Origin of the sequence: Clostridium pascui (assembly GCF_016908015.1) — a bacterium.
Taxonomy (GTDB): Bacteria; Bacillota; Clostridia; order Clostridiales; family Clostridiaceae; genus Clostridium_AK; species Clostridium_AK pascui.
This window is the reverse complement of sequence record NZ_JAFBDB010000009.1, coordinates 51,448-74,138: the sequence shown is the minus strand read 5'-3', so window position 1 is coordinate 74,138 and position 22,691 is coordinate 51,448. Positions and strand designations below refer to the sequence as shown.

The window sequence follows — 22,691 nt, the reverse complement described above, 5'->3', positions numbered from 1 at the left end:
TTTTTAAAAAAATATATAATTTTTAGAATATTTTACATTTTTATTTTCTTGGATACATTTAAAATAGCATTATCTTCTCCATCTAATCCTTCAAACTCAATAATGGATACATAATTATCTACTAACTTCCTATCCATTTCTATATTATCTATAAGTACACCAATGCCTACCAAATTGCTTTCAAATTCTTTTAGTAAATTCATTATTCCAAGGGCAGTTCCACCAGCTTTCATAAAGTCATCAATGAAAATACAATTACTTCCCTTATTAATAGTTCTTTTAGACAAGGTCATGTTTTGTATTCTATTAGTAGAACCTGATACATAATTTATACTAACAGTTGGCCCTTCAGTTACCTTGTTTTCTCTTCTCACAACTACTAATTGAACCCCAAGCATTTTAGCCACTTCATAAGCTAACGGAATACCTTTGGTTTCTACAGTCACTACATAATTTACACCTTTATTATTAAATGAAGATGCTAATATTTTTCCAGCTTTGCTAATTACATCTGGATTAAACATTAAATCTGTAACGTAGAGAAAATTCCCTGGTATTATTCTTTCTCTATCTTTTAAAATCATGCATAATTCTTCAGCAAATCTTAGGCTTTCTTCCTCAGAAACTCCTCCTATGTATCTTACTCCACCAGCTGCCCCTGGTATAGTTTCTATTTTCCCTAGCGAAAGCTTTAATAAAATTTCCTTTATTGCAATTAAATCTTCACTTACAGTGGATTTCGCAGCATTAAACATTTCAGTAAATCTATTCAAGTTTATTATCTTATTGGGATTTTCTATAAGTATTTTAGTAATAGCAGAAATTCTTTGATTTCGTGTAAATTTTTCCATATATATCACCTAACTATATTAATTACGATTATTCTTTATTAAATATTTCCTATTATTCATATTCTATTCTAAAAATAGAATATAATCAATGATATAGTAAAAATAAAAAATTTTTTAAGTGTTTTTTTAATGCTTTTTTGTATATAATTATTAGATGGAATGAAATTTACGAGGAGTTGAGCAAATTGCTACTTGATTTAGAAAAATACAAAGACAAACCTATACATTTTATAGGTATAGGTGGAATAAGTATGAGCGGTCTCGCTGAGATACTTTTAGAAAAAAATTATATTGTATCAGGATCAGATATGAATAAATCTAATATAACTGACAAACTTGAATCCATAGGTGCAAAAGTTTATATAGGTCATGAATCAAAAAATGTTGAACATGCAGGCTTGATAGTATATACTGCAGCGATTTCTGAAGATAATCCAGAAATTCTAAAAGCAAAAGAACTTAATATACCTTTAATGGATAGAGCAGAGTTTTTGGGAAAACTTATGAAAGGTCATAAGTACAATATAGCTATATCTGGAACTCATGGTAAAACTACAACTACATCCATGATAACCCACATATGTCTAAAGGCTGATTTAGATCCTACTATATTGGTTGGTGGGGATTTAGATATTATAAACGGAAACGTACGAACAGGAAAAAGCGAATATTTTATAACAGAGGCTTGTGAGTATAAAGCTTCATTTTTAAAGTTTTATCCTTATATAGGTACAATCCTAAATATCGATGCTGACCACTTAGATTACTACAAAGATATACAAGATATACAAGATACATTTGTAAAATTTGCAAAGCTTATCCCTCAAGAAGGTTACTTAGTTGCTTATGCCGAGGATCCTCATATGGAACCAGTGTTACATGCTTGTAATGCTAATATATTAACTTACGGAATAGACAAGGGTGACATAATTGCTAAAAATATAACTTATAACGAAAGAGCTTGTGCATCTTTCGATGTATTTCAAAATAACAATAAATTATTTTCAGTAAACTTAAATGTCCCCGGCAAACACAATCTTTTAAATTCCCTATCAAGTATATGCATAGCACTTATACTTGATATATCTTATGAAAATATAAAACTTGGAATTGAAAGTTTTGGTGGCGCTCATAGAAGATTTGAACTTAAAGGCACTAAAAATGGTATTACAGTTATAGATGATTATGCGCATCATCCTACAGAAATCAAAGCTACACTAAAAGCTGCTAAAAATTATCCTCACAATAAAGTTATATGTATTTTTCAACCCCATACTTATACAAGAACTATAACCTTATTTAACGAATTCACTGAATGCTTTTATGATGCAGATGAAATAATCTTAGCAGACATTTATGCAGCAAGAGAAAAAGATACCGGGATAGTGAGTTCTTTAATGCTTGGTGATGCATTAAGGTTAAAGAATTTAAACTGCAAAAACTTTCATAGCTTTAAAGAAATATTAACTTACCTAAATGATTCTTTAAATGAAGGAGATTTAGTGTTAACAGTTGGTGCAGGAGATGTATACAAAATCGGAGAAGATTTTTTAAATAAATAATTAAAAAATAAAAAGTGTAAAACACCTCTAAGCTGGTAACAATAAATATAACAGTACTAGGAGGTGTTTTTCGTGAGAAATTTTTTAATTTCTACTGCTGTAAACATAGTATTGATATTTATATCTTACTTTTTATTTAAGAAACTAATAAGTGGACCTACTCGCCATAAAATATATGAAAAAATCTTTAGTTCATTTGCTAAATTTGTAATATTGATTTTTATAATAACTGTAGCAATAACAGGCATTAGTGCATTAGTCCTTTATAAGACAAGATTTATTGCTTATATAAATGTGATAGCACCTGCTTTAGTTTCTATATTAGTTGGATTTGTCATGTCACTAGTTCCTACTCGAGGTATAGGTGATAAAGAGAAGAAGTAATTTCATTAAAAAAGAAAGTTGGTCTGCACCAATTTTCTTTTTTAATGAAATTACTTCTTGAAATTTTTCAAAATTTCTTTTATAATATATTTTGTTATCGGGGTGTAGCGCAGATGGGAGCGCGCGTGGTTTGGGACCATGAGGTCGCAGGTTCAATCCCTGTCACCCCGACCAAAGGACTACCAAATGGTAGTCCTTTTTTTTATTATCAAAATACTTTCTATTTTATACCTTGTATGTAATTAATAAATAAATTCTATCCATTAAGTGAATAATACTAAATATTATTCATTTATTTTATATTATTATAAAAGCATCATTAACTACATATATAAAGGGGTGTTTATTAATGCACAAGTCCTATCAAGATTTATTTAAGAAACTAATAAAAGCTCACTATGAAGGAAACTTAAAAGCTGAAATTAATAGTTTGTTTTCTAATCCTGAAGTTAATAGGGATAAATTAGGTAAAGTCATAGCTTCATTGTGTGGTGTAGAAGTAAAATTTGATGATAATTATATAGATAATCTTACAAAAGCTATAGAAAACTATTCTCCTTCCCAAAAAGTGATATTTAAAATAGAAGACTGTATAGATGATTGTAAAAATCCAGATGATTGTCTCTGTCAACAAGCCTGTCCTATTAGTGCTATTCTTTCAGATAGTATAAATAAGAAAATATACATAAATGATGAATTGTGCTTGGATTGCGGTATGTGTATAGACAGTTGTCCTGAAGGAACCATATTAGACAACTCTGAGTTTATTCCTTTAATTAGCTTACTAAAGAATGGTGCCCCAGTAATTGTTAGTGTTGCTCCTGCTATTGTAGGACAATTTGGTGAAGGCGTAACAATACATAAGCTTAGAACAGCCTTTAAAAAAATGGGGTTTTCAGATATGGTTGAAACTGCATTCTTTGCAGATATGCTCACATTAAAAGAGGCTGTAGAATACGACCATTTTGTGCGAGATGAAAAAGATTTTATGATTACTTCATGCTGTTGTCCTATGTGGGTAGGAATGCTTAGAAAAGTCTATGCTGATTTAGTTAAACATGTTTCTCCATCTGTATCTCCTATGATTGCATCTGGCAGAGTTTTAAAAGCAATAAATCCGGATTGTAAAGTGGTATTTGTAGGTCCTTGTATTGCTAAAAAAGCAGAGGCACGTGAAAAAGATATAGAAGGTGCCATTGATTTCGTACTTACCTTTTCAGAAGTAAAGGATATATTTGATGCACTAGGTATAAATCCCAATGAGCTAGAGGAAGATGAATGCTCTGAGTATGCTTCTCGTGGAGGTAGGTTATATGCACGTACAGGAGGAGTATCTCTTGCTGTAGGCGAGGCCATAGAGAGACTATTTCCCGAAAAATATAAATACTTAAAAACTGTTCAAGGCAATGGAGTACGTGAATGTAAAGAATTACTTAATAAATTAAAGGATGGAGAATTTACAGCTAATTTTATTGAAGGAATGGGTTGTGTTGGTGGATGTGTTGGTGGGCCTAAAGCATTGCTTCCCCACGAACAAGGTAGAGAACTCGTAAACAGTTTTGCAGATAAATCAGAGATTAAAGTAGCTGTAGATAGTAAATGTATGGATGCAATGCTTCAAAGAATAAATATAAACTCAATAGAGGATTTTAAAGACACCGTTAAGATAAGAATATTTGAACGTGAATTTTAAATGATATATTTCATTACTTCATGCTATAATAGGATTACTATAAAACTATTGTAGAAAGGATGAAATAAATGTTTAAGAATATTAAGGCTGCTATATTTGATATGGATGGTACTCTGATTGATTCCATGTGGATATGGAATAATATAGATGTAGAATACCTAAAAAAACATAATATAACTATTCCTTCGGATTTAAAAGAAAATATAGAGCATTTAAGTTTTAGTCAAACTGCGCAGTATTTTAAAGACAGATTTTCTATTGAATCTTCCATAGAAGAAATAACAGATGAGTGGAATAATATGGCCCTAAGTCAATACATCAATGATGTAACTCTTAAACCTGGAGCCAAGGAATTTTTGACACTACTTAAATCTAATAATATTAAGATTGGTCTAGCTACAAGCAATTGTGATATGTTACTACAGGCTGCCTTGAAAAGCACAGGTATATATGATTACTTTGACTGCATCACCACTACTGGTGAAGTTTCAAGGGGCAAGAACTTTCCAGATGTATACCTGCTTTGTGCAGAAAGACTCAAAGTGTCTCCTGATAGCTGTATTGTATTCGAAGATATACTTCCTGCAGTAATAGGTGCTAAAGCTGCTGGAATGAAAGTAGTCGCAGTTCATGATTTATATGCTGAACCTCAAAAGGAAGAGCTAATGTCTTTAGCAGACTTATATATATATAAATATGACGACTTAACTGAAGCTGTTTAATAAAAACTCGTGCAAAGTCACGAGTTTTTTGTATATAAAAAACTTACATGAATAAAATATAATTATAAATAATTATATGGAGGCCCATATGTTTGCCTTTCTATTTATAATTCTTCTATGTCTATCACTTTATATTTCCTATTACTTTAATAATAAAGTTTATATTCAAAAAAGGCAGATAATGGTACTTAAGAAGCAATATGAAGAGCTTAAGGAATCCTGTAATGCAGAAGATAAGGCTTTAAATACTATAGTAATAAAATACAAGACACCTATTTACTCTAAAGTAAAAATTAAAAGTTTTACTTATATTCATCTATCACCTTTAAATGACTCCCCTGTACTCTTCACTTTAAATCCAGAAACCATAATAAATGTGGTAGACATGGGAGAAATACATGATACTCTTTGGCTTGAAGTCTTCTTCCCTCAAGAGGAAAAAATTAATAATAAAGGATGGATTTTAGAATCATCCATATGCTGGATCACGGAAGATAACCTAGACATTATAACTGATATAACTACTCTATAATTTTTATAGAGTAGTTATATTATTGTACTATTCATTATGGTATACTACAAAAGTATTAAATATCAAGGAGGTTTTTTAATGGCAAGTAAGTTTTATTTATATAAAGGTCGCGGAAGAAAATCTGAGGCAGGTCATCCTTGGATATATTCTAATGAAATTGAAGGCTATGATGGAGAATACGTAAATGGTGATATTATAGAAGTTTATAATTTTAGAAATGAATTTATAGGCAAAGGTTATATAAATGATGCATCAAAAATTGCTATACGTATAATGACTAGAGATATCAATGAGGAAATAGATGAAGATTTCTTTAGAAAAAGGATAAAAAATGCATGGGAATATAGAAAAAAAGTAATAGATACTTCTAGTTGCAGATTTGTATTTGGTGAAGCAGACTTTTTACCAGGACTTATAATAGATAAATATGAGGATTATTATGTGATACAATCACTTGCCTTAGGTATAGATAAATATAAAGATATAATAGTGAACATATTGAAAGAAGAATATGGAGCAAAGGGAATATATGAAAGAAGTGACGTTAGAGTCCGCGAATTAGAAGGAATGGAACAAACAAAGGGATTTCTTACAGAACCTTTTGACACTAATGTAATAATAACAGAAAATGGAGTCAAATATCACGTCGACTTAGAAAATGGTCAAAAGACAGGATTTTTCCTTGATCAAAAGGAAAATAGAAATGCAATACATAAACTTTGTAAGGGTGCAGATGTATTAGATTGTTTTACTCATACAGGTTCCTTTGCGCTTAATGCCGGCATTGCTGGGGCTAAAAGCGTACTTGGCTTGGATATATCCGAACTGGCTATAAAGGATGCCACTAAAAATGCAGAACTTAATGGTCTTTCAGATATAGTAAAGTTTGAATGTCATAATGCTTTTGATGTTTTAAGCAAATGGGCAAAAGAAGGAAGAAAATATGATGTAGTTATATTAGATCCCCCTGCCTTCACAAAATCCCGCTCCACTATAGATGGTGCAGTAAGAGGATATAAAGAAATTAACTTGAGAGGAATAAAAATGGTTAAACCTGGTGGTTTCTTTATGACTTGTTCCTGCTCTCATTTTATGAATCCAGAGTTATTTAAGGAAACCATAGCAGATGCTGCAAAGGATGCAAGAAGAACTTTACGCCAAGTAGAATTTAGAACTCAGTCTTCTGACCACCCTATACTATGGAATTCCGATGAATCCTATTATCTTAAATTTTATATATTCCAAGTAGTATAATATCAGTATCCAGTATGCTAGTAACCAGCATCCAGTAAAATGTAATTTTGCTTTGCAAAACATTTATAGCTGGCCACTGGTTACTGATAACTGGCTACTATAAAAACGCTTAGCATTTTTATAGTATTACCTCATCTGCATACTCAGGAACTATGTCTATTATATCTTTTTTACAACAGTATATTAAATCTTCTTCTAAGTTCAGTTCTTTTATCCTCTTAAAGTGGCTTGCATTTTCTATGAACTCTAAGTTGGGGTTTGCCTTATATAAATAATGGGCTGTTTTAGCTATATCAGTTAGCTCTACATCTAAGTTCTTAATTAGGCATTCTATTATGTACCCACTACATAAGAAATCATCTATAGAAAACTCTCCATAAGTTCCTGCATTTACTAATACTATATCATTATTTAATTCTATGAGCTTTTCTGCTACAGCCTTAGCATTTATTAACGCTCCTATCAATATATTCCTTGCTCCCTCACTTCCTTTAATTGCTCTAGTTCCATTACTAGTAGTTATTACAATCACTTTATCTTTGACCATCTCACATGTATATTCTAGAGGAGAGTTAGAACAATCAAATCCTTCTATTTTCAAGGCCTTTCTCTCTCCACCAAGTATATGTCTTTCTTTAGCCTTATTTACTATATTTAATGCTTCTTCTATTGAAACCACTGGAATAACCTTATTACATCCATTATTTATTGCTGTTACTATAACCGAAGTGGCTCTTAACATATCTATAACCACTACGGATTTATCAACAACTTTCTCTCTTTTTATATCATCTGCTGATATTATTAAGTCCACCTTCATTTTAACACCTCTATCTAAACTCTTTCTTTCCAAAGTAGGAATACTACATAAAAAACTATTGCATCCTTGAAATTTCTCAAATCAAAATTTGTATCTTTATATATTTTATCTAGCCTATATATTAGAGTGTTCCTATGTATATAAAGATTTTTTGCAGTATCGCTTATATTCAAACCACAGTTTATAAACTCTTCTATAGTAATAATTATTTCTTTATCTAAATTATCGAATTTATTTTTAAACATTTCTTTTATTTCATTTTTCATATTTGTTGAAATAGCATTAACTATTTCCTCGAAAAATAACTTGTCACTAAATAATACACCTTCTGGAACTTGAAATTTCTTTTTTAAGTATAACGTTTTTTTTCCATTACTATAAGCCCTCTTTAAAGAAAGAATACTTCTTATATTTACCCCAACACTCACTGCACAATCACAATATAATTCCATTATAATGGAATTTCTTATACTTTCTGCATGCTCCACAATGTCTTCGAAATTTCCCAAAACTATAACATTGCCTTCATGGTATATAGAAATTACATCTTCACTATTATATGTTTCTTTTATAATTGCTAAGACCTCTTTATACTTATCTATTACATCAAATACTAACAACGAACTATTATTAAATATGTATGGAATCACTTTTCTTGCATCTTCTTCTCGAATATCATTTCCAATTAAAATTTCTCTTAATAAATTTTCTGTTTTATTACTAACTTCTCTTAAGTTATATTCTATTGTAAATTTAAGTAAAGGTGCATACATGTAGTTTTTCTCGTCTAGCTCTAATACGGCCCTATTATCAGATAAATTCAATTCTATGCTCATCAGACGTGTTTTATTAGTAATACCAATAAAAGATACCCCCATTGTCTTACAGTAAAAATTAAATTTAATATTTGACCCATTAGAAAGCTCTACTAAAAAACTATCTATATTATGCACCTTTAACTACCCCCTAAAATATTGTTAATTCGCTCTCTTTATCAAACAAGTGTATATTTTGAGGTAATACCGCAATGGTTACTTTATCTCCTGATTTTGATTTTGATGAACCATTTACTCTTGCAGTAAAACTGTGATTTTCCTTACTTAAATATAAATAAGTTTCTGCACCCATAAGTTCTGTTACTTCTACATCAGCAGAAAATACTGAATCTTGGTAAGTTTTAATTAGTTCCTCTTTATCACTTAAGTGTTCTGGTCTTATACCCATAACCACTTCTTTGCCTATATATCCTCTATCTTTTATTATTTTAGCTTTATCTTGAGGCAATAGTACTTTATCTTGTCCAAATACTACATAGGCACTGCCTTCAATTTCCTCAAGCTTAGAATCTATAAAATTCATTTGAGGACTTCCTATAAATCCTGCTACAAACATATTTACTGGATGCTCATATATGTTTTGGGGATTATCAACTTGCTGTATTATACCATCTTTCATTACCACTATTCGCGTACCTAAAGTCATGGCTTCTGTTTGGTCATGAGTTACATATATAAACGTAGTTTGTAACTTTTTATGCAGCTTTGCTATTTCTGTTCTCATTTGAACTCTAAGCTTTGCATCTAAATTAGATAAAGGCTCGTCCATTAAAAATACTTTAGGGTTTCTTACTATTGCCCTTCCCATAGCAACCCTTTGTCTTTGTCCACCTGATAATGCCTTCGGCTTTCTATTTAATAGATGCTCAATATCAAGTATTCTCGCTGCTTCCTTAACCTTTTCATCTATCTCGCTTTTAGGAACTTTTCTAAGCTTAAGGCCAAATGCCATATTATCATATACAGTCATATGTGGGTAAAGTGCATAATTTTGAAATACCATTGCTATATCTCTATCCTTAGGAGCTGTATCATTTACAAGTTTATCTTCTATATATAATTCTCCCTCACTTATTTCTTCCAGTCCCGCTACCATTCTTAAAGTTGTAGACTTACCACATCCTGAAGGTCCTACAAACACTATAAATTCCTTGTCATTTATATCTAAGTTAAAATCTCTTACTGCTGTAACATTGCCTGGGTAAACTTTATACATATGTTTTAATGATAGACTAGACATATAATCCCCTCCTAATAACTTTCAATATATAACATTTTACCATCTAGACAATATTTACTCAATTTACATAAATTACAAAATTATCAGTGATTTTTTGTATTATAATACAATCCTTGATATAAATTTCTTTCCTGAAGACTTTTATCTATACTATTTAATATCTCCCATTTTTTTAAACTCCACTGTGGCTCTATAAGTAGATTTCGGGGGGAATCTCCTGTAAGCCTATGTATAACAATATCTTCTGGAAGCATTGTAATTGCTTCACATATTATATCTATATACTCTTCTTGCTCTAAAAATTTTAATCTTCCTTCTTCATATAACTTTACCATAGGAGTATCTTTCATTAAATGAAGTAAATGAAACTTTATTCCTTGAATATCTTGATGTGATAGATATTTCACAGTTTCAAGCATATCTTCTTTTTTCTCCTCTGGAAGTCCAAATATTACATGTGTTACTACGTCTATATTTCTCTTTCTAAGTTCATTTAAAGCTTTTTCAAATACTTCTAAGGAATATCCCCTATTAATTACTTTTGCTGTTTTTTCGTGAATTGTTTGTAATCCTAGTTCTATCCATAAGTAAGTCCTTTTATTGATTTCACTTAACAAATCTAAAACTTCTTGATTTAGACAATCAGGTCTAGTAGCTATAGCAAGTCCTATTACTCCATCTTCTTCTAATGCTTGATTATATTTTTCCCTTAACTCCTCTATTGGAGCATATGTGTTAGTATATGCCTGGAAATATGCTATATATTTTCCTTCCTTCCATTTATTTTTCATCATTTTTTTTCTATCTTCAAATTGATTGGATATAGAAAACTTTCTATCCCCTGCAAAATCTCCAGAACCTCTGGCACTACAAAATACACATCCTCCACTGCTGATGGTTCCATCCCTGTTAGGACATGAAAACCCTGCATCTAAGGATATCTTGAATATTTTACCTCCAAACTTATTTCTAAGAAAATAATTTAAACTATTGTATCTTTTGTCTCCAAAACTTATCATATATACACCTCTTATTTTTTAAGTAATAAGGTACTCATAAATATTATAATTTATGAGTACCTTCCTTTCAATTAACTCTACATCTTTGAAGGCTTAAATTCTTTTAAATCCAATTGCCATCTTCCTATATATTTTCCTATAGCTTTATCTGAATTTGTACGTGGAATAACCTCATAATTTAATACTTCCTCACTAAAACAGGAATATACTATATCAACTTTATCTATGGGATAGTTTTGCTCAAATTCATAAGGTATTAAATCTCCACCTTCACTTGCATATATTCTTATGCATTTTCCTCCACCATTTTTGGTATATTGCATAAGTATATATTTCTCGTCTGATGAAAAAGTTAAAAAATTTATTTTAGCATTTTCCAGTATATCAAGAGCCGTAATTTCCTTCCCTATAGGCTTTTCTCTTAAGCCGCTTCCAGCTGCACCTCCCTGGCCTTGGCCCTGGCCTCCCTGATCTCCCTGTCCTCCTTCGCTTTGTCCTCCCTGTGTTGGCATACTTTCATCTACTCTTATAAGTCCAGCAAAAGAATATCTATCATTGTATGTGGTTACTGCTATATCATATCCATGAAAGCTAAATGACATAGATCCATAATTATCTTTAGGCACTAGTATCTTGTGAGTTTTTGCTTTGTCATCCTTTGAGAATGCGTAATTGGGTAGCCCTGCTGTGTCTATAATTAAATTTGACTCCACATTACTTTTACTTTTTAATCTTATTTGACTTTTATCTGCTCTCGCTTCCTTTTCTGAAGTACTTTGTATATCTTCTATTTTATATTCCTTCTCTTCTTGTATTACTTTGATAGAATATTCATCTAAGGATGCATATGGTTCAGTTTCATTAGATCTGATGACTTTAACTTTAAAAAGACCTGAATTCCCCACCTCATTAACTTCATCAATACTATATCCTTTTATTTTCAATGGTTGTTTTTCTGTACTTTTAGTTGTCTTGGATAACTTTTTTGAATAAAACTTGTTGGCCTTTTCATAATCCTCTTGCATTAAGTACTTTATGTAATTTTCCGCAATGCTTTCTGCTGCTTTTATATCAAATTCCTTGGCTGGCTCTTCACTTTGCTTATTCTTAGAAGACATAAGCCCACAGCCACATAAAGATACGATAACTAATAAGCTTAAAATTAGGCTGATACACTTTTTCATTTTCACAGGAATTCCTCCTTCATCTTTTAATATAGTCTTTCACAAAAATAAATTTTTAGTTGAAAAATCATTTTTTTATAAATTATATATATACATATATGGAAAAGTATTTAATAAAAGGAGAAAACATGATTAAGAAAATGATTACCACTTTACAAATTTCTGCAGTTTTTATAGGCACTATTGTAGGAGCTGGACTGGCCTCCGGTCAAGAAATTAAACAATTTTTCTCAACTTATGGATATAAAAGCTTTATAGGCATAGGCATATGCTGTATGTTATATATATTCACTTATTATATAATAGTAAATTTATCTCAAAAGTATAATTTAAAATCTTATAACGACTTGATAATGCTTATAAGCCCAGGTTTGCTTGGAAAAGCTACTCATATATTTACTACATTGTTTTTACTTAGTAGTGCTTCAATTATTCTTGCAGGAAGTGGTGCCTTAATACATCAATACTTTAATGTTTCAAAATGGGTTGGACTTATTATTATGGCCATTTTAGCAATTATTTTCCTTCTTCGTGATACCAAAGGTCTTATAGAGGTAAACTCAATTATAGTTCCTTCATTATTTTTAGTAATAATAACAGTATTTATACTATATCTTTTATTTTACGATAATATGAGTGCTTCCTATATAAAGAGTATTAAACCTTATAAATCTCCTTGGCTACTTTCCTGCCTTCTTTATGGCAGCTTTAATATATTATCATCTAGTGGAGTAATGGTACCTTTAAGCCGGGAAATAAACAACTTTAAAATTGTTTATATAGGAATTGTAATTGGTGCTTTAGGGCTGACTATACTATCGCTAATAATAAATCTCCTATTAATTTTAAATATTCCTTATATATTTAACTATGAAATTCCACTATTATATGTTTCAAATAGATTTGGAGGAGTAATTCAAGTAATGCTTCTAGCTATTATTTGGCTTGAAATGTTTTCTACTGAGGTTTCTGATGTATTTAGTGTTAGCAAGACTCTAGAACAGAAATTTAAAATTCCTTATAAAAATGCATGTTTTCTTATACTGATTTTAGCTATTTTAATTTCTCAAATAGGTTTTGTGAAACTTATAACTTTTTTATATCCTGCCTTTGGAGTTGTGGGAATAATATTTATAGTTCAATGCTTTATATTTTATTTTAAAAATAAACAGATGTTTTAAAATAATACTATATGTTGTATAATTATTATTTATAATTAAAACTAATGAGGTGTTTGATTTGATAAGTATACTTTCTAAGTGTAGACTATGCCCAAGAAATTGTGATGTAAATAGGTTAAATAATGAAAAAGGATTTTGCATGGCAGCTATAAATCCTAAGGTAGCACGAGTATCTTTACATCACTTTGAAGAACCTTGTATTTCTGGAACAAATGGGTCTGGTACAGTATTTTTTTCAGAGTGCAACTTATCCTGTGTATTTTGTCAAAATCATTCAATTAGTGAAAACCATGTAGGAAAAGAAATATCTATAAAAAGACTTAGTAGAATTTTCTTAGAGCAACAAGAAAATGGTGCTCATAATATAAATCTTGTTACTCCTACTCATTATGTTCCACAAATAATAGAAGCTCTTGATATAGCTAAAGCTAATGGCCTTTGTATACCTATAATATACAACACTAGTTCCTATGAGAACTTGGAAACCATAAAATCTTTGAAGGGCTACATTGATATATATCTGCCTGACTTAAAGTATTATAATGATAAATTCGCCATAAAATACTCTAATGCTCCTAATTACTTTAAACATGCTTCACTAGCCATTGAAGAAATGGTAAACCAAATTGGTAAATGTGAGTTTGATGAAAATGGCATAATAAAGAAGGGTGTTATAATAAGGCATATGATGCTGCCAGGACTTTTGTTTGATTCAAAAAAAATAATAGATTATATTTATAATAGATTTAATGATTTAGTATATGTTAGCATAATGAATCAATATACTCCTTTAAATAAAGCTAAAGATTATCCTGAAATAAACAAGCCTGTAAATCCAAAAGTATATGAATCATTCATAGATTATTGTATTTCTATGGGAATTACCCAAGGATTTATACAAGAAGAGGGTACAGTAAAAGAAAGCTTTGTTCCTAAATTTGATATGAGGGGCGTCTAAAAAACCTGTAGATAATATTATCTACAGGTTTCTTGTATGTTTTATCTGCTTAGTCGTTACAATGTTCATCAATTTAAATAATATACATCCTAAAAATATAGCCCCTATTGCATCTACAAAATAGTGCTGCTTTATAAGCAAAGTGGACATAATTATTAGAGTAGCTAGCACACTACAAGCTATTTTCACTGTTATGCTTACTTTATCGCTTGAATTTACATACATAGCAACTAACAATGAATTTAAAACATGAACACTTGGAAAACAGTTGTAAGGATTATCCCTTTGGTATATAAATACCACCATCTGTGAAAAAACATCGTTCTTTATTATTATGGGTCTTGGCACATGGGATGGATAGAGATAAAACACTCCATAGCTTATGAGCATTCCTATTGCTAAGCATGCCAAGAGTTTGAAGTAATTATCCTTATCTATTATACAAAGATATAATAAGAACCACGCTACATAGGCATACCACAGCATATATGGCACTACAAAAAAAGCATTAAAAGGAATGACATCGTCTATAAATGTATGCATAACAACTGACCTTACACTTGGGGTATTTAGAATAGGATATATCACGCTTATAATTGGAATTAGTAAAGTAAATACTGCTCGTTTCGATATTTCCTTCCATTTACAAAGGAATACATTATAAAGATGTTCCATAGGGAAGCTGCTGTAAATGAAATCTATTCACTGTAAAAGCAGCCCTCACCTCCTATTCATTTTTATGTTTAAAAGAGATTAACCTTCCCCCTAAGATATACATAAAATTACCATTGTGTTACTGTATAAAATAAACACTTTATATAAATTATAACTTATTATTAATGTTTTTACAAAAACAATGAGTTATAATTTATATAAAATTATAATATTCATAAATTATTAGAATTTACTTTGAGGGGTGAAAATTTGTTTAGGATTAAGAATGTATTAATACTTTCCTTAATTATACTGACCTTTATACTGCTTTTCCCAAGGAAGGTTACTCATGCAGTAGTAGCTGGAAAATATAATGACTATACAAAAGTATACATAAATAATAAACCTCATAAAGTTAAACTATCAAAAACTTATGGTTTGGGGACAGTCTTAAGCTATAAATATAACTTTATAGGTATATTCTCACTTAAAGAAGAATTACCTTTAAAGGATCGCATAATGAAAAAAGATATTAATACTTATGATCTTGAGAAAAATGGCCCTATAGGCCTTGCATCTAAATCTCAATATTACTTTTATGATGGCAAGATACTTATACCTTCTGACAGTCAAAAGATATTGGTGGGAAAAAATAATTTAAATATATATCTTGATAGCAAAAGTAAATTAAAAACTTTTATTATCACCCCAGAGGACTATACTAATATGAGAATTGGAATATCTACTACAAAATTTTCATCCATTTATCATCCAAATATTGAAATAGAATGTTTATCTTCTGCTCTACTCTATAGTCTAAGAGAAAACTTAAAACTAGATATATCGAAAAATAGTAAGATTACCATTAGTCCAAATACAGTTTTATTCAATGATAAAGAATTGAAATTTAAAGAAAGACTTTATTTAAAAGGCGAAAACTTAAGGATTAATTCTATAAGAAGAGGTATCCCTGATTTTATTCCTTCGTATAGCGGAATTCTTGAAATAACTTCTGAAAAGGACAATAAGTTGCTTATAATTAATGAAATCTCCCTGGAAGATTATCTAATTAAGGTTGTTCCCTCTGAAATGCCAACCATTGGAGGTTTAGAATCCTTAAAGTGCCAAGCCATCGCTGCAAGAACTTATGCATTATCTGATATGCTGCAATGTAGATTTGCAGAACTTGGATTTTATGTAGATGATAGTACTCAAAGTCAAGTTTATAACAATACTCCTACTAATTCCATGGCAATTGAAGCTGTCAATTTAACTAAAGGACTAATTATGACAAACAAAGATCAACCTATAGATGCTAAATACTACTCAACTTCCCCAGGCCTAGGAACTTTGTATGATGATGTATGGTTCAAAGAATATGGAACTTCTGAGAATAAAGATTATTATTTTACAGGATATTATATTAATAATGTTAATAAACTGCCAGTAACCGAATCGGAATGGTTACAGTTTTTTAAGAGTACAAAATATGATGCGGTAGATTTAGAATCTCCTTATTTTAGATGGAATGTAGAAATTAAAAAAAATTCCCTTGAAAAATCACTTATAAAATCACTTAAGTACTTATTTCAAAATAGAAAGGATTACGTAACTGTAAAGTCTAACAATTCATCTAAAGACTTTCCGGACCTTAAAGAATTAAAAGATATTAAAACAACTAAGCGTAGCAAATATGGAAATATAATAGAAATAAGCTTTATATTTTCTAACGCAACAGTAAATGTACAAAATGACTATAATATTAGGAGTGCTATAAGACTTAGTAATGATTACACTGGTGAAATAATACCTATTATAAGGCATAAAGGTGATCCATTGATAAATAATAATTTTCTACCCTCCTCATTTTTTTCTATTGAGGAAGTTGATGATACTTTTATAATATACGGTGGTGGATATGGTCATGGAGTTGGTATGAGTCAATATGGAGCTATGTCACTGTCTAAGAGCGGAAAGGATTTCAAATCTATTCTAAACACATATTATAAAAATATAAACTTAACTAAACTATATTAAAAAATCTCCCGGAAAATTTTCCGGGAAATTTTTTAATATTCTTCTGGATACATTGCAGTTGGTATAAAGTTTTTAGTCTGTATGCCATATGCTGGGGGTACAAAAATTCCACTTTTAGACTCACTGCATTCTATACCCCTTAGCTCTGCTATTTGCGTAACTGCTACATATATATTTGATATACTATACCAAGTAGCATAATCTACTACCCCATTTTGAGGTAAATTAAATATTTGTTGGAATACAGTTACAGACCTTGTGGTCTCTGTTCCAAATACTCCATCTACTCTTACCTTTGGAATAGCAGGATAGTTTTGTGCTATTCTATTTAAATAAGTTTGTATTGTTCTAACATCAGTTCCTCTACTCCCTTGACGCAGAGGTGTTCCGGGATACGATTGGGGAATACCTTCTACTTCCCTTGCACGAGTTAAAGATAAATCACTACCATAAAAATTCGTTAATATTTCATATGGAGTTCTTCCCTGATCACCTAGAAATTTACTTCCCCATTGTGTAAGCCATCCTGGACATTGTACCTTCACACCATCACAATACTGAGCAAGTAATGGCTGCTTCCTATCGGGTCTTTTCATATAGGTTGCAAACAACTCATCTACAATAACACTTATCGTATCATATATATTTCTACCATAACTAAAGGCATGATCAAAAGCAGTAGAACTTGTAATATCAAAATTTTTACCCTTTCCTCTATACCATTCTGTGTATATTCTGTTTAATGTAAAAGATATTATACACATAGCATTTGCCCTAATTGTATTTTGCGGCCATGTAGAAAATATTTCACAAGATGCCACATTTTTAATGTAGTCCCTATACCTCACGGTATAATTAGGTGCTGAATCATCATCAGGTCTTCCAGCATGAACTACTATAAATTCAGGAACTACAGGCTCAGGTAAAACTACAAGTCCTGTAGGTGGCGGTGGATCTGGCCTATTTGGATCTTCCGGTATCTTGGGTAGAAAATTTCCAACTAATGTATTTGGTTCAATAATTATTTCTTGTTCTACCTGTACTTGCCTTGTAGCCTGAGGAATAAGATTACTTTGTTGAAGTGCAACCACATCCGGAAACACCTGACACCCTTCTATAAATTGAGGCACAAATCCATCTGCCTCAATCCTAATATCATATAAACTATATGGAAGGTTATCTGTAGGTATCTGTGAATATTCTAGTGGAGGAGCTGTAAGCTCTAGTTCTCCTGTAATACCTGAAGAATCACTCCTAAGTACTTTTGGAGCTTCTCTTGTAAGCTGCCCATTACTAGGAAGTATAGTTACCCTTGCATTATCTACAGGTGTAAGTGAATTCCCTCTAAAAACTTGAACTTTTAGCCTGCCTATGGCCATAATATTACTCCTATATCATTTATTCATTATTATAAATATGAAGTAATGACTAATTTGTTGCCATTTATTTAACTTTTATTTTTTAGAGAGTTATTTCTAATTTATTTAATTTTGCTATTATCTTTAAACTTTTCTTTTCTATAGTTTCTGTTCTTACACTCCCTGCATTACTTATAAGCAAAACTTTATTGCTATCTAAAATTTTTATTTGTCTTATTTTTCTTTCATTCCCATACTCTACAAGACATATGGAGTTGTTTTGCACTTCATTAGTTAGATTTGCAAATGCTATATCACCTTTAGCAATTCTAAATCCCATCATTTCATCATCTTGCATTTGCAAAAATACTACCTTATCTTGGGGAAAACTTTCTATTTTATTTTCTATTATAGGCATTTTCTTATGTCCTAACATTTTGTTTAACTCATATGAATATATTGGTACATTTTTAATTACAGACCCAAACGCTTCATTCCATACATCATTTATCTTTTCCTTTTTAGGTTGGTATTCAAACTTAGTCTGTTTTTCCTCTTTATATACTTCTTCTTCAAAGGACATAGTTATATCATTTAAGTCCTTTCCTAATACCTTTCCTATTCTATCTATAAGAGATTGATTTATAACCTTTCTTCCACTTTCAACTTCATTGATAAACCCCTCGGCTACTCCAAGTTTTTTACCTAACTGTTTTTGTGTTAATCCCTTTTCTATTCTAATATTTTTTATCTTTTCTCCTATTCTGCTCATTAGTATCACCTCGTAAAATCATCTTTATTTATTTTTTTGCTTTTTAAACCATTCTCTTTCTTCAATTAAGTGCTCAAGTAAATTTTCAAAAGTCCATTCTATAGAAGTTGGAGTAATTACAGCTAATATAGGTGAAAAATCAAATGTTCCTCTTATAAGATTTATGGTGTATTTTAATTGTTCATCAGTAAAATTATTAAAGAGAATTATCTTTTCTTCTGGTAAATTTACATTAAATACTTCTAAGTTCAAACCATTTAATATGTCCCTAATTGTCATTTTACCCATATCATTTCTAATAATCTTGTGTTTTGGCAAGTTATACTCAGATGCTATTTTTTTAAATGTATTACTTTCTTGCTCATTTAACCCATATATTAATATCATCTTATCATTCTCCAAAATCAAGTCACTCCCTTCCTTTATAATTAATTATATAATATCAATTTCTTATTTCCATTATTAATCATTATACATTATTTATTATCTATAAAAAACATATTTCATAATTATCGATAAGAATTACTGATAGGAATCATTGACAAAAGTTATAGCAAGTTGTACAATCAAGCATATATTTTTTATATAGACTATAATATAATGTAAACATAAATATTAGTTATTTTAAGGAGGTCAACTATGTTAAAAGACTTGCTGTATTTAATACCACCTACCATGCATTCAGAAGAAAATTTGCGTTCAATACTAAGTTCTCATACTGAAATAAAATTTGTTTCATTTGTGGGAATAGACCTTTCTGGTAATGATACTGATGAAAAGATTCCAGTTCCGCTTTTTTTAGAGGATATGTCTACCTTTTTAACAGGTGGAGTACAAACAGATGGTTCTTCTGTTTTCTTTCCTGGAATAGCAACTTTAAATAATGCAAAAGTTGATATGATTGCAGATCTTGATACTAATTGGTTTGTAGACTATAACTATGAACATATAGACTTTGAAACAAATAATCCTGTTGGTACGCTTAGAATACCTTGTTTTTTATATCATGAAAATAAGCCAATAGACTCTCGATATATTTTAAAAAGCTCAATTGAACACATTAAATCTTCTCTTATGGAATTACTTAAATCCCATCCTTATGTACTTTCCGAATTTAATGCTACCTTCGATGATATAGAAGATGTAGTAATAACTTCTGCTACAGAGCTTGAATTTTGGGTTAAAACCCCTAATGATAAAGCTGAAACAGAAGAACTCTCAACATCTCAAGTACTTCATGAACAATATTGGACTAGAACTAAAGGTTCTGTAAGAACAGCTTTAGAACAATCCTTATTACTTTTAGAATACTATGGATTAGAACCTGAAATGGGTCATAAAGAAGTTGGTGGAGTAAAAGCTAAGTTAGATGATAGCGGTAAGTTAACTCACATAATGGAACAACTTGAAATAGATTGGAAGTACTCCTCTCCACTTCAAGCTGCTGATAATGAATTACTAGCTAGAATAGTTGTAAAGGAAACATTTAGACGTAATGGATTAGATGTAACGTTCCTTGCAAAACCAGTAGATGGAGTTGCTGGTAGCGGAAAACATGTTCATGTAGGTATTTCCCTTAAATTAAAGAATGGAAAAAGAGTGAATTTATTTGCTACAGATAAGAACCATTTCCTAAGTGGTATTGGTTACTCTTCATTAATGGGAATGCTCAAAAATTATGAGGTAATAAACCCATTTGTTACTTCCACTAATGATTCCTTTAGAAGATTGAAGCCTGGCTTTGAAGCTCCTGTTTGTATTGTCACATCCATAGGCCATACAGTGGAAGTTCCTTCTAGAAATCGAACTATACTAGTAGGTGTAATAAGAGATTTACAAAATCCTCTAGGAACAAGATTCGAGCTAAGAGCTCCAAATCCTTTTACTAATACTTATCTGTGTATTTCTACTTTATATCTAGCTATGCTAGATGGAATTAAATATTCAGTTTTAAATAATAAATCTCAAGACGATTTATTAAAAGAATTATCTAAAAAACCTGGAGAAGAAGCTGATTACTTAGAAAAAGATAGAGCTTACAGAAGTGAAGAAGATGTATTTGAAGATTTCACTGAAGAAGAACGTGAAAATTTCTTTGGAAAGGTTCCTGCAACAGTATATGAAAATTTAACAGCTTTTGAGAAATATCCTGAAAAACTAGCTGTTTTAAAAGAAGGAAATATATTAAGCGATAAAATTATTAATAGTTTCAAATTAATAACTATTAATAGATGGATTACAGAAGTAACTACTAGACTTATAAATAACTATGCTGAAGAGATAAGAAGCTACAAGAAACTTCATTCAATGGATAACGCATTAGATTTGGACTTATCTAATTGGATTGCTATTGATGAGTTAAGAAAATACTTAATGAAAGATACTTATACTACTAAGAGCTTATTTACAAGAATCAAAGATGCTGCAGATGAAAAAGATTATGCTCAAGTATCTGAGTTACAACTTGAATTAGATGAAAAAATTTCTACACTAAGAAAACTGTATTCTAATTACAAGAAAAATCTTTTAGATTTTTAATAAACTGCTAAGAAATTTTATATAGATAGTAATTAAGGTAGAAAATCACCTAATGGTAATTTTCTACCTTAATTATTATCTATATAAATACCTAATACCTTTTAATATTCTCTTAGTGGGAATGATTTTACAATCATCTCTTTTTTATTATTAATAGGCTTCCACAGTTCAATTCTATCAACTGTTGCCATTCTGTTCATATTCTCCATCTTAGTAACTTCACATGCTGCATTATATTCCTTATTACTCCATTCCCTTGCAGCATAATTTGTATTAGCTAATGATACATGTAGGTCCCATTTATCTATATTTTCCCTAACATTAAATCCAGATAGCTTAAGAGTTTCATTTAGATTTCTACTAATTCTTATAGCATATCCCTTATTTTCAATTTTTAAATTGACAGATTTATAAGGTGGATCAAAACATACAGCACCATTTACAGAAACCTTAAACCTCTTATATGGTTTTAACACATCTTGAATTATGGGTATAAGCTTTTCTAAATTAGGATTATCTATAACTTCTAGCGTCAAATGTATCGCAGGAGTACTACGATATATCTTATACTTTTTAGATATTTTTTTTTGCATTTCTTCCATTGACTTTTGTGATTCTTCATCAAATAAAGCAACTAAATAATATTTCATTTTTTTCCCCCAATTATTGTATTTATTAAATCTTAATAATATTAATTACACATGTATATAAAAAATCCTTCGTGGGAAAATAACTTTGTCAATTATATCAAAAATATTATTGGCATTAATATAGAAAAATATGTAGGAGGGATTATACTATGAGACATGATCACAATGATAGTATAGCATGTATAGTTAATGAGTGCAAATTTCACTGTAAAGATGATAATTACTGCACTCTTGATCAAATCCAAGTATCAAAGCATGAATCTGTAGCCAATACTGTGGAATGTACAGATTGCGGTAGCTTCCAAAAAGAATAATAATTTCCTATAAATCCAAAGGTTTTATATAATTCCTTTGGATTTTTAATTATTTTTTTAATATGCTTGTAGATATTTTAAAATTTCATGTTAAAATAATATGAACTTATGATATAATAGGGGTTATGAATA

22 protein-coding genes and 1 tRNA gene are annotated in these 22,691 nt (G+C 30.2%); 12 read left to right on the top strand and 11 right to left on the bottom strand.

The window, feature by feature from the left end:
* Positions 1-32 precede the first annotated feature (32 nt).
* Positions 33-851, bottom strand: coding sequence for a pur operon repressor (gene purR / locus JOC70_RS17375; protein WP_204600143.1), 819 nt, complete (start codon positions 849-851; stop codon positions 33-35).
* Positions 852-1,036: 185 nt separating this feature from the next.
* Here purR and murC point away from each other — a divergent pair, with 185 nt between their 5' ends.
* The 7 genes from murC to JOC70_RS17340 all read left to right on the top strand — a co-directional run bounded on the left by murC (position 1,037) and on the right by JOC70_RS17340 (position 6,998).
* Positions 1,037-2,413: a UDP-N-acetylmuramate--L-alanine ligase gene (gene murC, locus JOC70_RS17370; protein WP_204600142.1), complete on the top strand. Its 1,377-nt coding sequence runs from the start codon at positions 1,037-1,039 to the stop codon at positions 2,411-2,413.
* 72 nt (positions 2,414-2,485) lie between these two features.
* The gene (locus tag JOC70_RS17365; protein ID WP_204600141.1) at positions 2,486-2,797 is read left to right on the top strand and encodes a hypothetical protein; all 312 of its coding nucleotides are present in this window, start codon (positions 2,486-2,488) and stop codon (positions 2,795-2,797) included.
* A gap of 98 nt (positions 2,798-2,895) precedes the next feature.
* Positions 2,896-2,971 (top strand) — tRNA-Pro (locus tag JOC70_RS17360).
* Between the two features lie 175 nt (positions 2,972-3,146).
* Positions 3,147-4,490 carry a [Fe-Fe] hydrogenase large subunit C-terminal domain-containing protein gene (locus JOC70_RS17355; protein WP_204600140.1) on the top strand — a complete coding sequence of 448 codons (1,344 nt, stop codon included), beginning with the start codon at positions 3,147-3,149 and terminating at the stop codon, positions 4,488-4,490.
* A gap of 68 nt (positions 4,491-4,558) precedes the next feature.
* Positions 4,559-5,212: an HAD family hydrolase gene (locus JOC70_RS17350; RefSeq protein ID WP_204600139.1), complete on the top strand. Its 654-nt coding sequence runs from the start codon at positions 4,559-4,561 to the stop codon at positions 5,210-5,212.
* A 181-nt stretch (positions 5,213-5,393) separates the two neighbouring features.
* Entirely contained in the window at positions 5,394-5,744 is a 351-nt protein-coding gene (locus tag JOC70_RS17345) for a hypothetical protein (protein WP_204600138.1), read from the top strand.
* A 78-nt stretch (positions 5,745-5,822) separates the two neighbouring features.
* On the top strand, positions 5,823-6,998 hold the full coding sequence (locus JOC70_RS17340) for a class I SAM-dependent rRNA methyltransferase (protein ID WP_204600137.1): 1,176 nt from the start codon (positions 5,823-5,825) through the stop codon (positions 6,996-6,998).
* Between the two features lie 118 nt (positions 6,999-7,116).
* Here the strand turns inward: JOC70_RS17340 and JOC70_RS17335 are convergent, their stop codons facing one another.
* The 5 genes from JOC70_RS17335 to JOC70_RS17315 all read right to left on the bottom strand — a co-directional run bounded on the left by JOC70_RS17335 (position 7,117) and on the right by JOC70_RS17315 (position 12,103).
* Positions 7,117-7,818, bottom strand: a complete 702-nt coding sequence (locus tag JOC70_RS17335) for a 2-phosphosulfolactate phosphatase family protein (protein ID WP_204600136.1) — start codon at positions 7,816-7,818, stop codon at positions 7,117-7,119.
* A gap of 14 nt (positions 7,819-7,832) precedes the next feature.
* Positions 7,833-8,771: a helix-turn-helix domain-containing protein gene (locus JOC70_RS19570; protein ID WP_204600135.1), complete on the bottom strand. Its 939-nt coding sequence runs from the start codon at positions 8,769-8,771 to the stop codon at positions 7,833-7,835.
* Between the two features lie 13 nt (positions 8,772-8,784).
* The gene (locus JOC70_RS17325) at positions 8,785-9,894 is read right to left on the bottom strand and encodes an ABC transporter ATP-binding protein (RefSeq protein ID WP_204600134.1); all 1,110 of its coding nucleotides are present in this window, start codon (positions 9,892-9,894) and stop codon (positions 8,785-8,787) included.
* 83 nt (positions 9,895-9,977) lie between these two features.
* Positions 9,978-10,913, bottom strand: coding sequence for a tRNA modification radical SAM protein MnmL/YtqA (gene mnmL, locus JOC70_RS17320; protein WP_204600133.1), 936 nt, complete (start codon positions 10,911-10,913; stop codon positions 9,978-9,980).
* A 77-nt stretch (positions 10,914-10,990) separates the two neighbouring features.
* Positions 10,991-12,103 (bottom strand): outer membrane protein assembly factor BamD, encoded by a 1,113-nt coding sequence (locus JOC70_RS17315; protein WP_204600132.1) that lies wholly within the window; start codon positions 12,101-12,103, stop codon positions 10,991-10,993.
* Between the two features lie 122 nt (positions 12,104-12,225).
* Between JOC70_RS17315 and JOC70_RS17310 the strand changes: the two genes are divergently transcribed.
* Both JOC70_RS17310 and JOC70_RS17305 read left to right on the top strand, forming a co-directional pair.
* Positions 12,226-13,278, top strand: coding sequence for a YkvI family membrane protein (locus tag JOC70_RS17310; RefSeq protein WP_204600131.1), 1,053 nt, complete (start codon positions 12,226-12,228; stop codon positions 13,276-13,278).
* 58 nt (positions 13,279-13,336) lie between these two features.
* Positions 13,337-14,236 carry a radical SAM protein gene (locus tag JOC70_RS17305; RefSeq protein WP_243429176.1) on the top strand — a complete coding sequence of 300 codons (900 nt, stop codon included), beginning with the start codon at positions 13,337-13,339 and terminating at the stop codon, positions 14,234-14,236.
* 21 nt (positions 14,237-14,257) lie between these two features.
* Here the strand turns inward: JOC70_RS17305 and JOC70_RS17300 are convergent, their stop codons facing one another.
* Positions 14,258-14,779: a phosphatase PAP2 family protein gene (locus JOC70_RS17300; protein WP_204600130.1), complete on the bottom strand. Its 522-nt coding sequence runs from the start codon at positions 14,777-14,779 to the stop codon at positions 14,258-14,260.
* A 381-nt stretch (positions 14,780-15,160) separates the two neighbouring features.
* On the opposite strand from JOC70_RS17300, the gene JOC70_RS17295 reads away from it, so the two are divergent.
* Positions 15,161-16,927 carry a SpoIID/LytB domain-containing protein gene (locus JOC70_RS17295; RefSeq protein ID WP_204600129.1) on the top strand — a complete coding sequence of 589 codons (1,767 nt, stop codon included), beginning with the start codon at positions 15,161-15,163 and terminating at the stop codon, positions 16,925-16,927.
* A 32-nt stretch (positions 16,928-16,959) separates the two neighbouring features.
* Here JOC70_RS17295 and JOC70_RS17290 read toward each other — a convergent pair whose 3' ends face one another.
* The 3 genes from JOC70_RS17290 to JOC70_RS17280 form a co-directional block, all read right to left on the bottom strand.
* Positions 16,960-18,306: a peptidoglycan-binding domain-containing protein gene (locus tag JOC70_RS17290; protein WP_204600128.1), complete on the bottom strand. Its 1,347-nt coding sequence runs from the start codon at positions 18,304-18,306 to the stop codon at positions 16,960-16,962.
* Between the two features lie 82 nt (positions 18,307-18,388).
* The gene (locus JOC70_RS17285) at positions 18,389-19,057 is read right to left on the bottom strand and encodes a helix-turn-helix domain-containing protein (RefSeq protein WP_204600127.1); all 669 of its coding nucleotides are present in this window, start codon (positions 19,055-19,057) and stop codon (positions 18,389-18,391) included.
* A 24-nt stretch (positions 19,058-19,081) separates the two neighbouring features.
* Entirely contained in the window at positions 19,082-19,459 is a 378-nt protein-coding gene (locus JOC70_RS17280; RefSeq protein ID WP_243429175.1) for a DUF3783 domain-containing protein, read from the bottom strand.
* Between the two features lie 237 nt (positions 19,460-19,696).
* Here JOC70_RS17280 and JOC70_RS17275 point away from each other — a divergent pair, with 237 nt between their 5' ends.
* Complete coding sequence (locus JOC70_RS17275) at positions 19,697-21,595, top strand: type I glutamate--ammonia ligase (RefSeq protein WP_204600126.1); 1,899 nt, start codon at positions 19,697-19,699, stop codon at positions 21,593-21,595.
* A 101-nt stretch (positions 21,596-21,696) separates the two neighbouring features.
* Here JOC70_RS17275 and JOC70_RS17270 read toward each other — a convergent pair whose 3' ends face one another.
* Positions 21,697-22,245, bottom strand: a complete 549-nt coding sequence (locus JOC70_RS17270) for a 2'-5' RNA ligase family protein (RefSeq protein WP_204600125.1) — start codon at positions 22,243-22,245, stop codon at positions 21,697-21,699.
* A 149-nt stretch (positions 22,246-22,394) separates the two neighbouring features.
* On the opposite strand from JOC70_RS17270, the gene JOC70_RS17265 reads away from it, so the two are divergent.
* The gene (locus tag JOC70_RS17265) at positions 22,395-22,559 is read left to right on the top strand and encodes a DUF1540 domain-containing protein (RefSeq protein ID WP_204600124.1); all 165 of its coding nucleotides are present in this window, start codon (positions 22,395-22,397) and stop codon (positions 22,557-22,559) included.
* Positions 22,560-22,691 lie beyond the last annotated feature (132 nt).

Bases quoted from the DNA above. Each gene is read 5' to 3' on its own strand.
- JOC70_RS17325 (WP_204600134.1), bottom strand. From the start codon at position 9,894: ATGTCTAGTCTATCATTAAAACATATGTATAAAGTTTACCCAGGCAAT.
- mnmL (WP_204600133.1), bottom strand. From the start codon at position 10,913: ATGATAAGTTTTGGAGACAAAAGATACAATAGTTTAAATTATTTTCTT.
- JOC70_RS17340 (WP_204600137.1), top strand. From the start codon at position 5,823: ATGGCAAGTAAGTTTTATTTATATAAAGGTCGCGGAAGAAAATCTGAG.
- JOC70_RS17355 (WP_204600140.1), top strand. From the start codon at position 3,147: ATGCACAAGTCCTATCAAGATTTATTTAAGAAACTAATAAAAGCTCAC.
- JOC70_RS17350 (WP_204600139.1), top strand. From the start codon at position 4,559: ATGTTTAAGAATATTAAGGCTGCTATATTTGATATGGATGGTACTCTG.
- JOC70_RS17285 (WP_204600127.1), bottom strand. From the start codon at position 19,057: ATGAGCAGAATAGGAGAAAAGATAAAAAATATTAGAATAGAAAAGGGA.
- JOC70_RS17290 (WP_204600128.1), bottom strand. From the start codon at position 18,306: ATGGCCATAGGCAGGCTAAAAGTTCAAGTTTTTAGAGGGAATTCACTT.
- JOC70_RS17310 (WP_204600131.1), top strand. From the start codon at position 12,226: ATGATTAAGAAAATGATTACCACTTTACAAATTTCTGCAGTTTTTATA.
- JOC70_RS17275 (WP_204600126.1), top strand. From the start codon at position 19,697: ATGTTAAAAGACTTGCTGTATTTAATACCACCTACCATGCATTCAGAA.
- JOC70_RS17335 (WP_204600136.1), bottom strand. From the start codon at position 7,818: ATGAAGGTGGACTTAATAATATCAGCAGATGATATAAAAAGAGAGAAA.
- JOC70_RS17300 (WP_204600130.1), bottom strand. From the start codon at position 14,779: ATGCATACATTTATAGACGATGTCATTCCTTTTAATGCTTTTTTTGTA.
- JOC70_RS17345 (WP_204600138.1), top strand. From the start codon at position 5,394: ATGGTACTTAAGAAGCAATATGAAGAGCTTAAGGAATCCTGTAATGCA.
- JOC70_RS17265 (WP_204600124.1), top strand. From the start codon at position 22,395: ATGAGACATGATCACAATGATAGTATAGCATGTATAGTTAATGAGTGC.
- JOC70_RS17270 (WP_204600125.1), bottom strand. From the start codon at position 22,245: ATGAAATATTATTTAGTTGCTTTATTTGATGAAGAATCACAAAAGTCA.
- purR (WP_204600143.1), bottom strand. From the start codon at position 851: ATGGAAAAATTTACACGAAATCAAAGAATTTCTGCTATTACTAAAATA.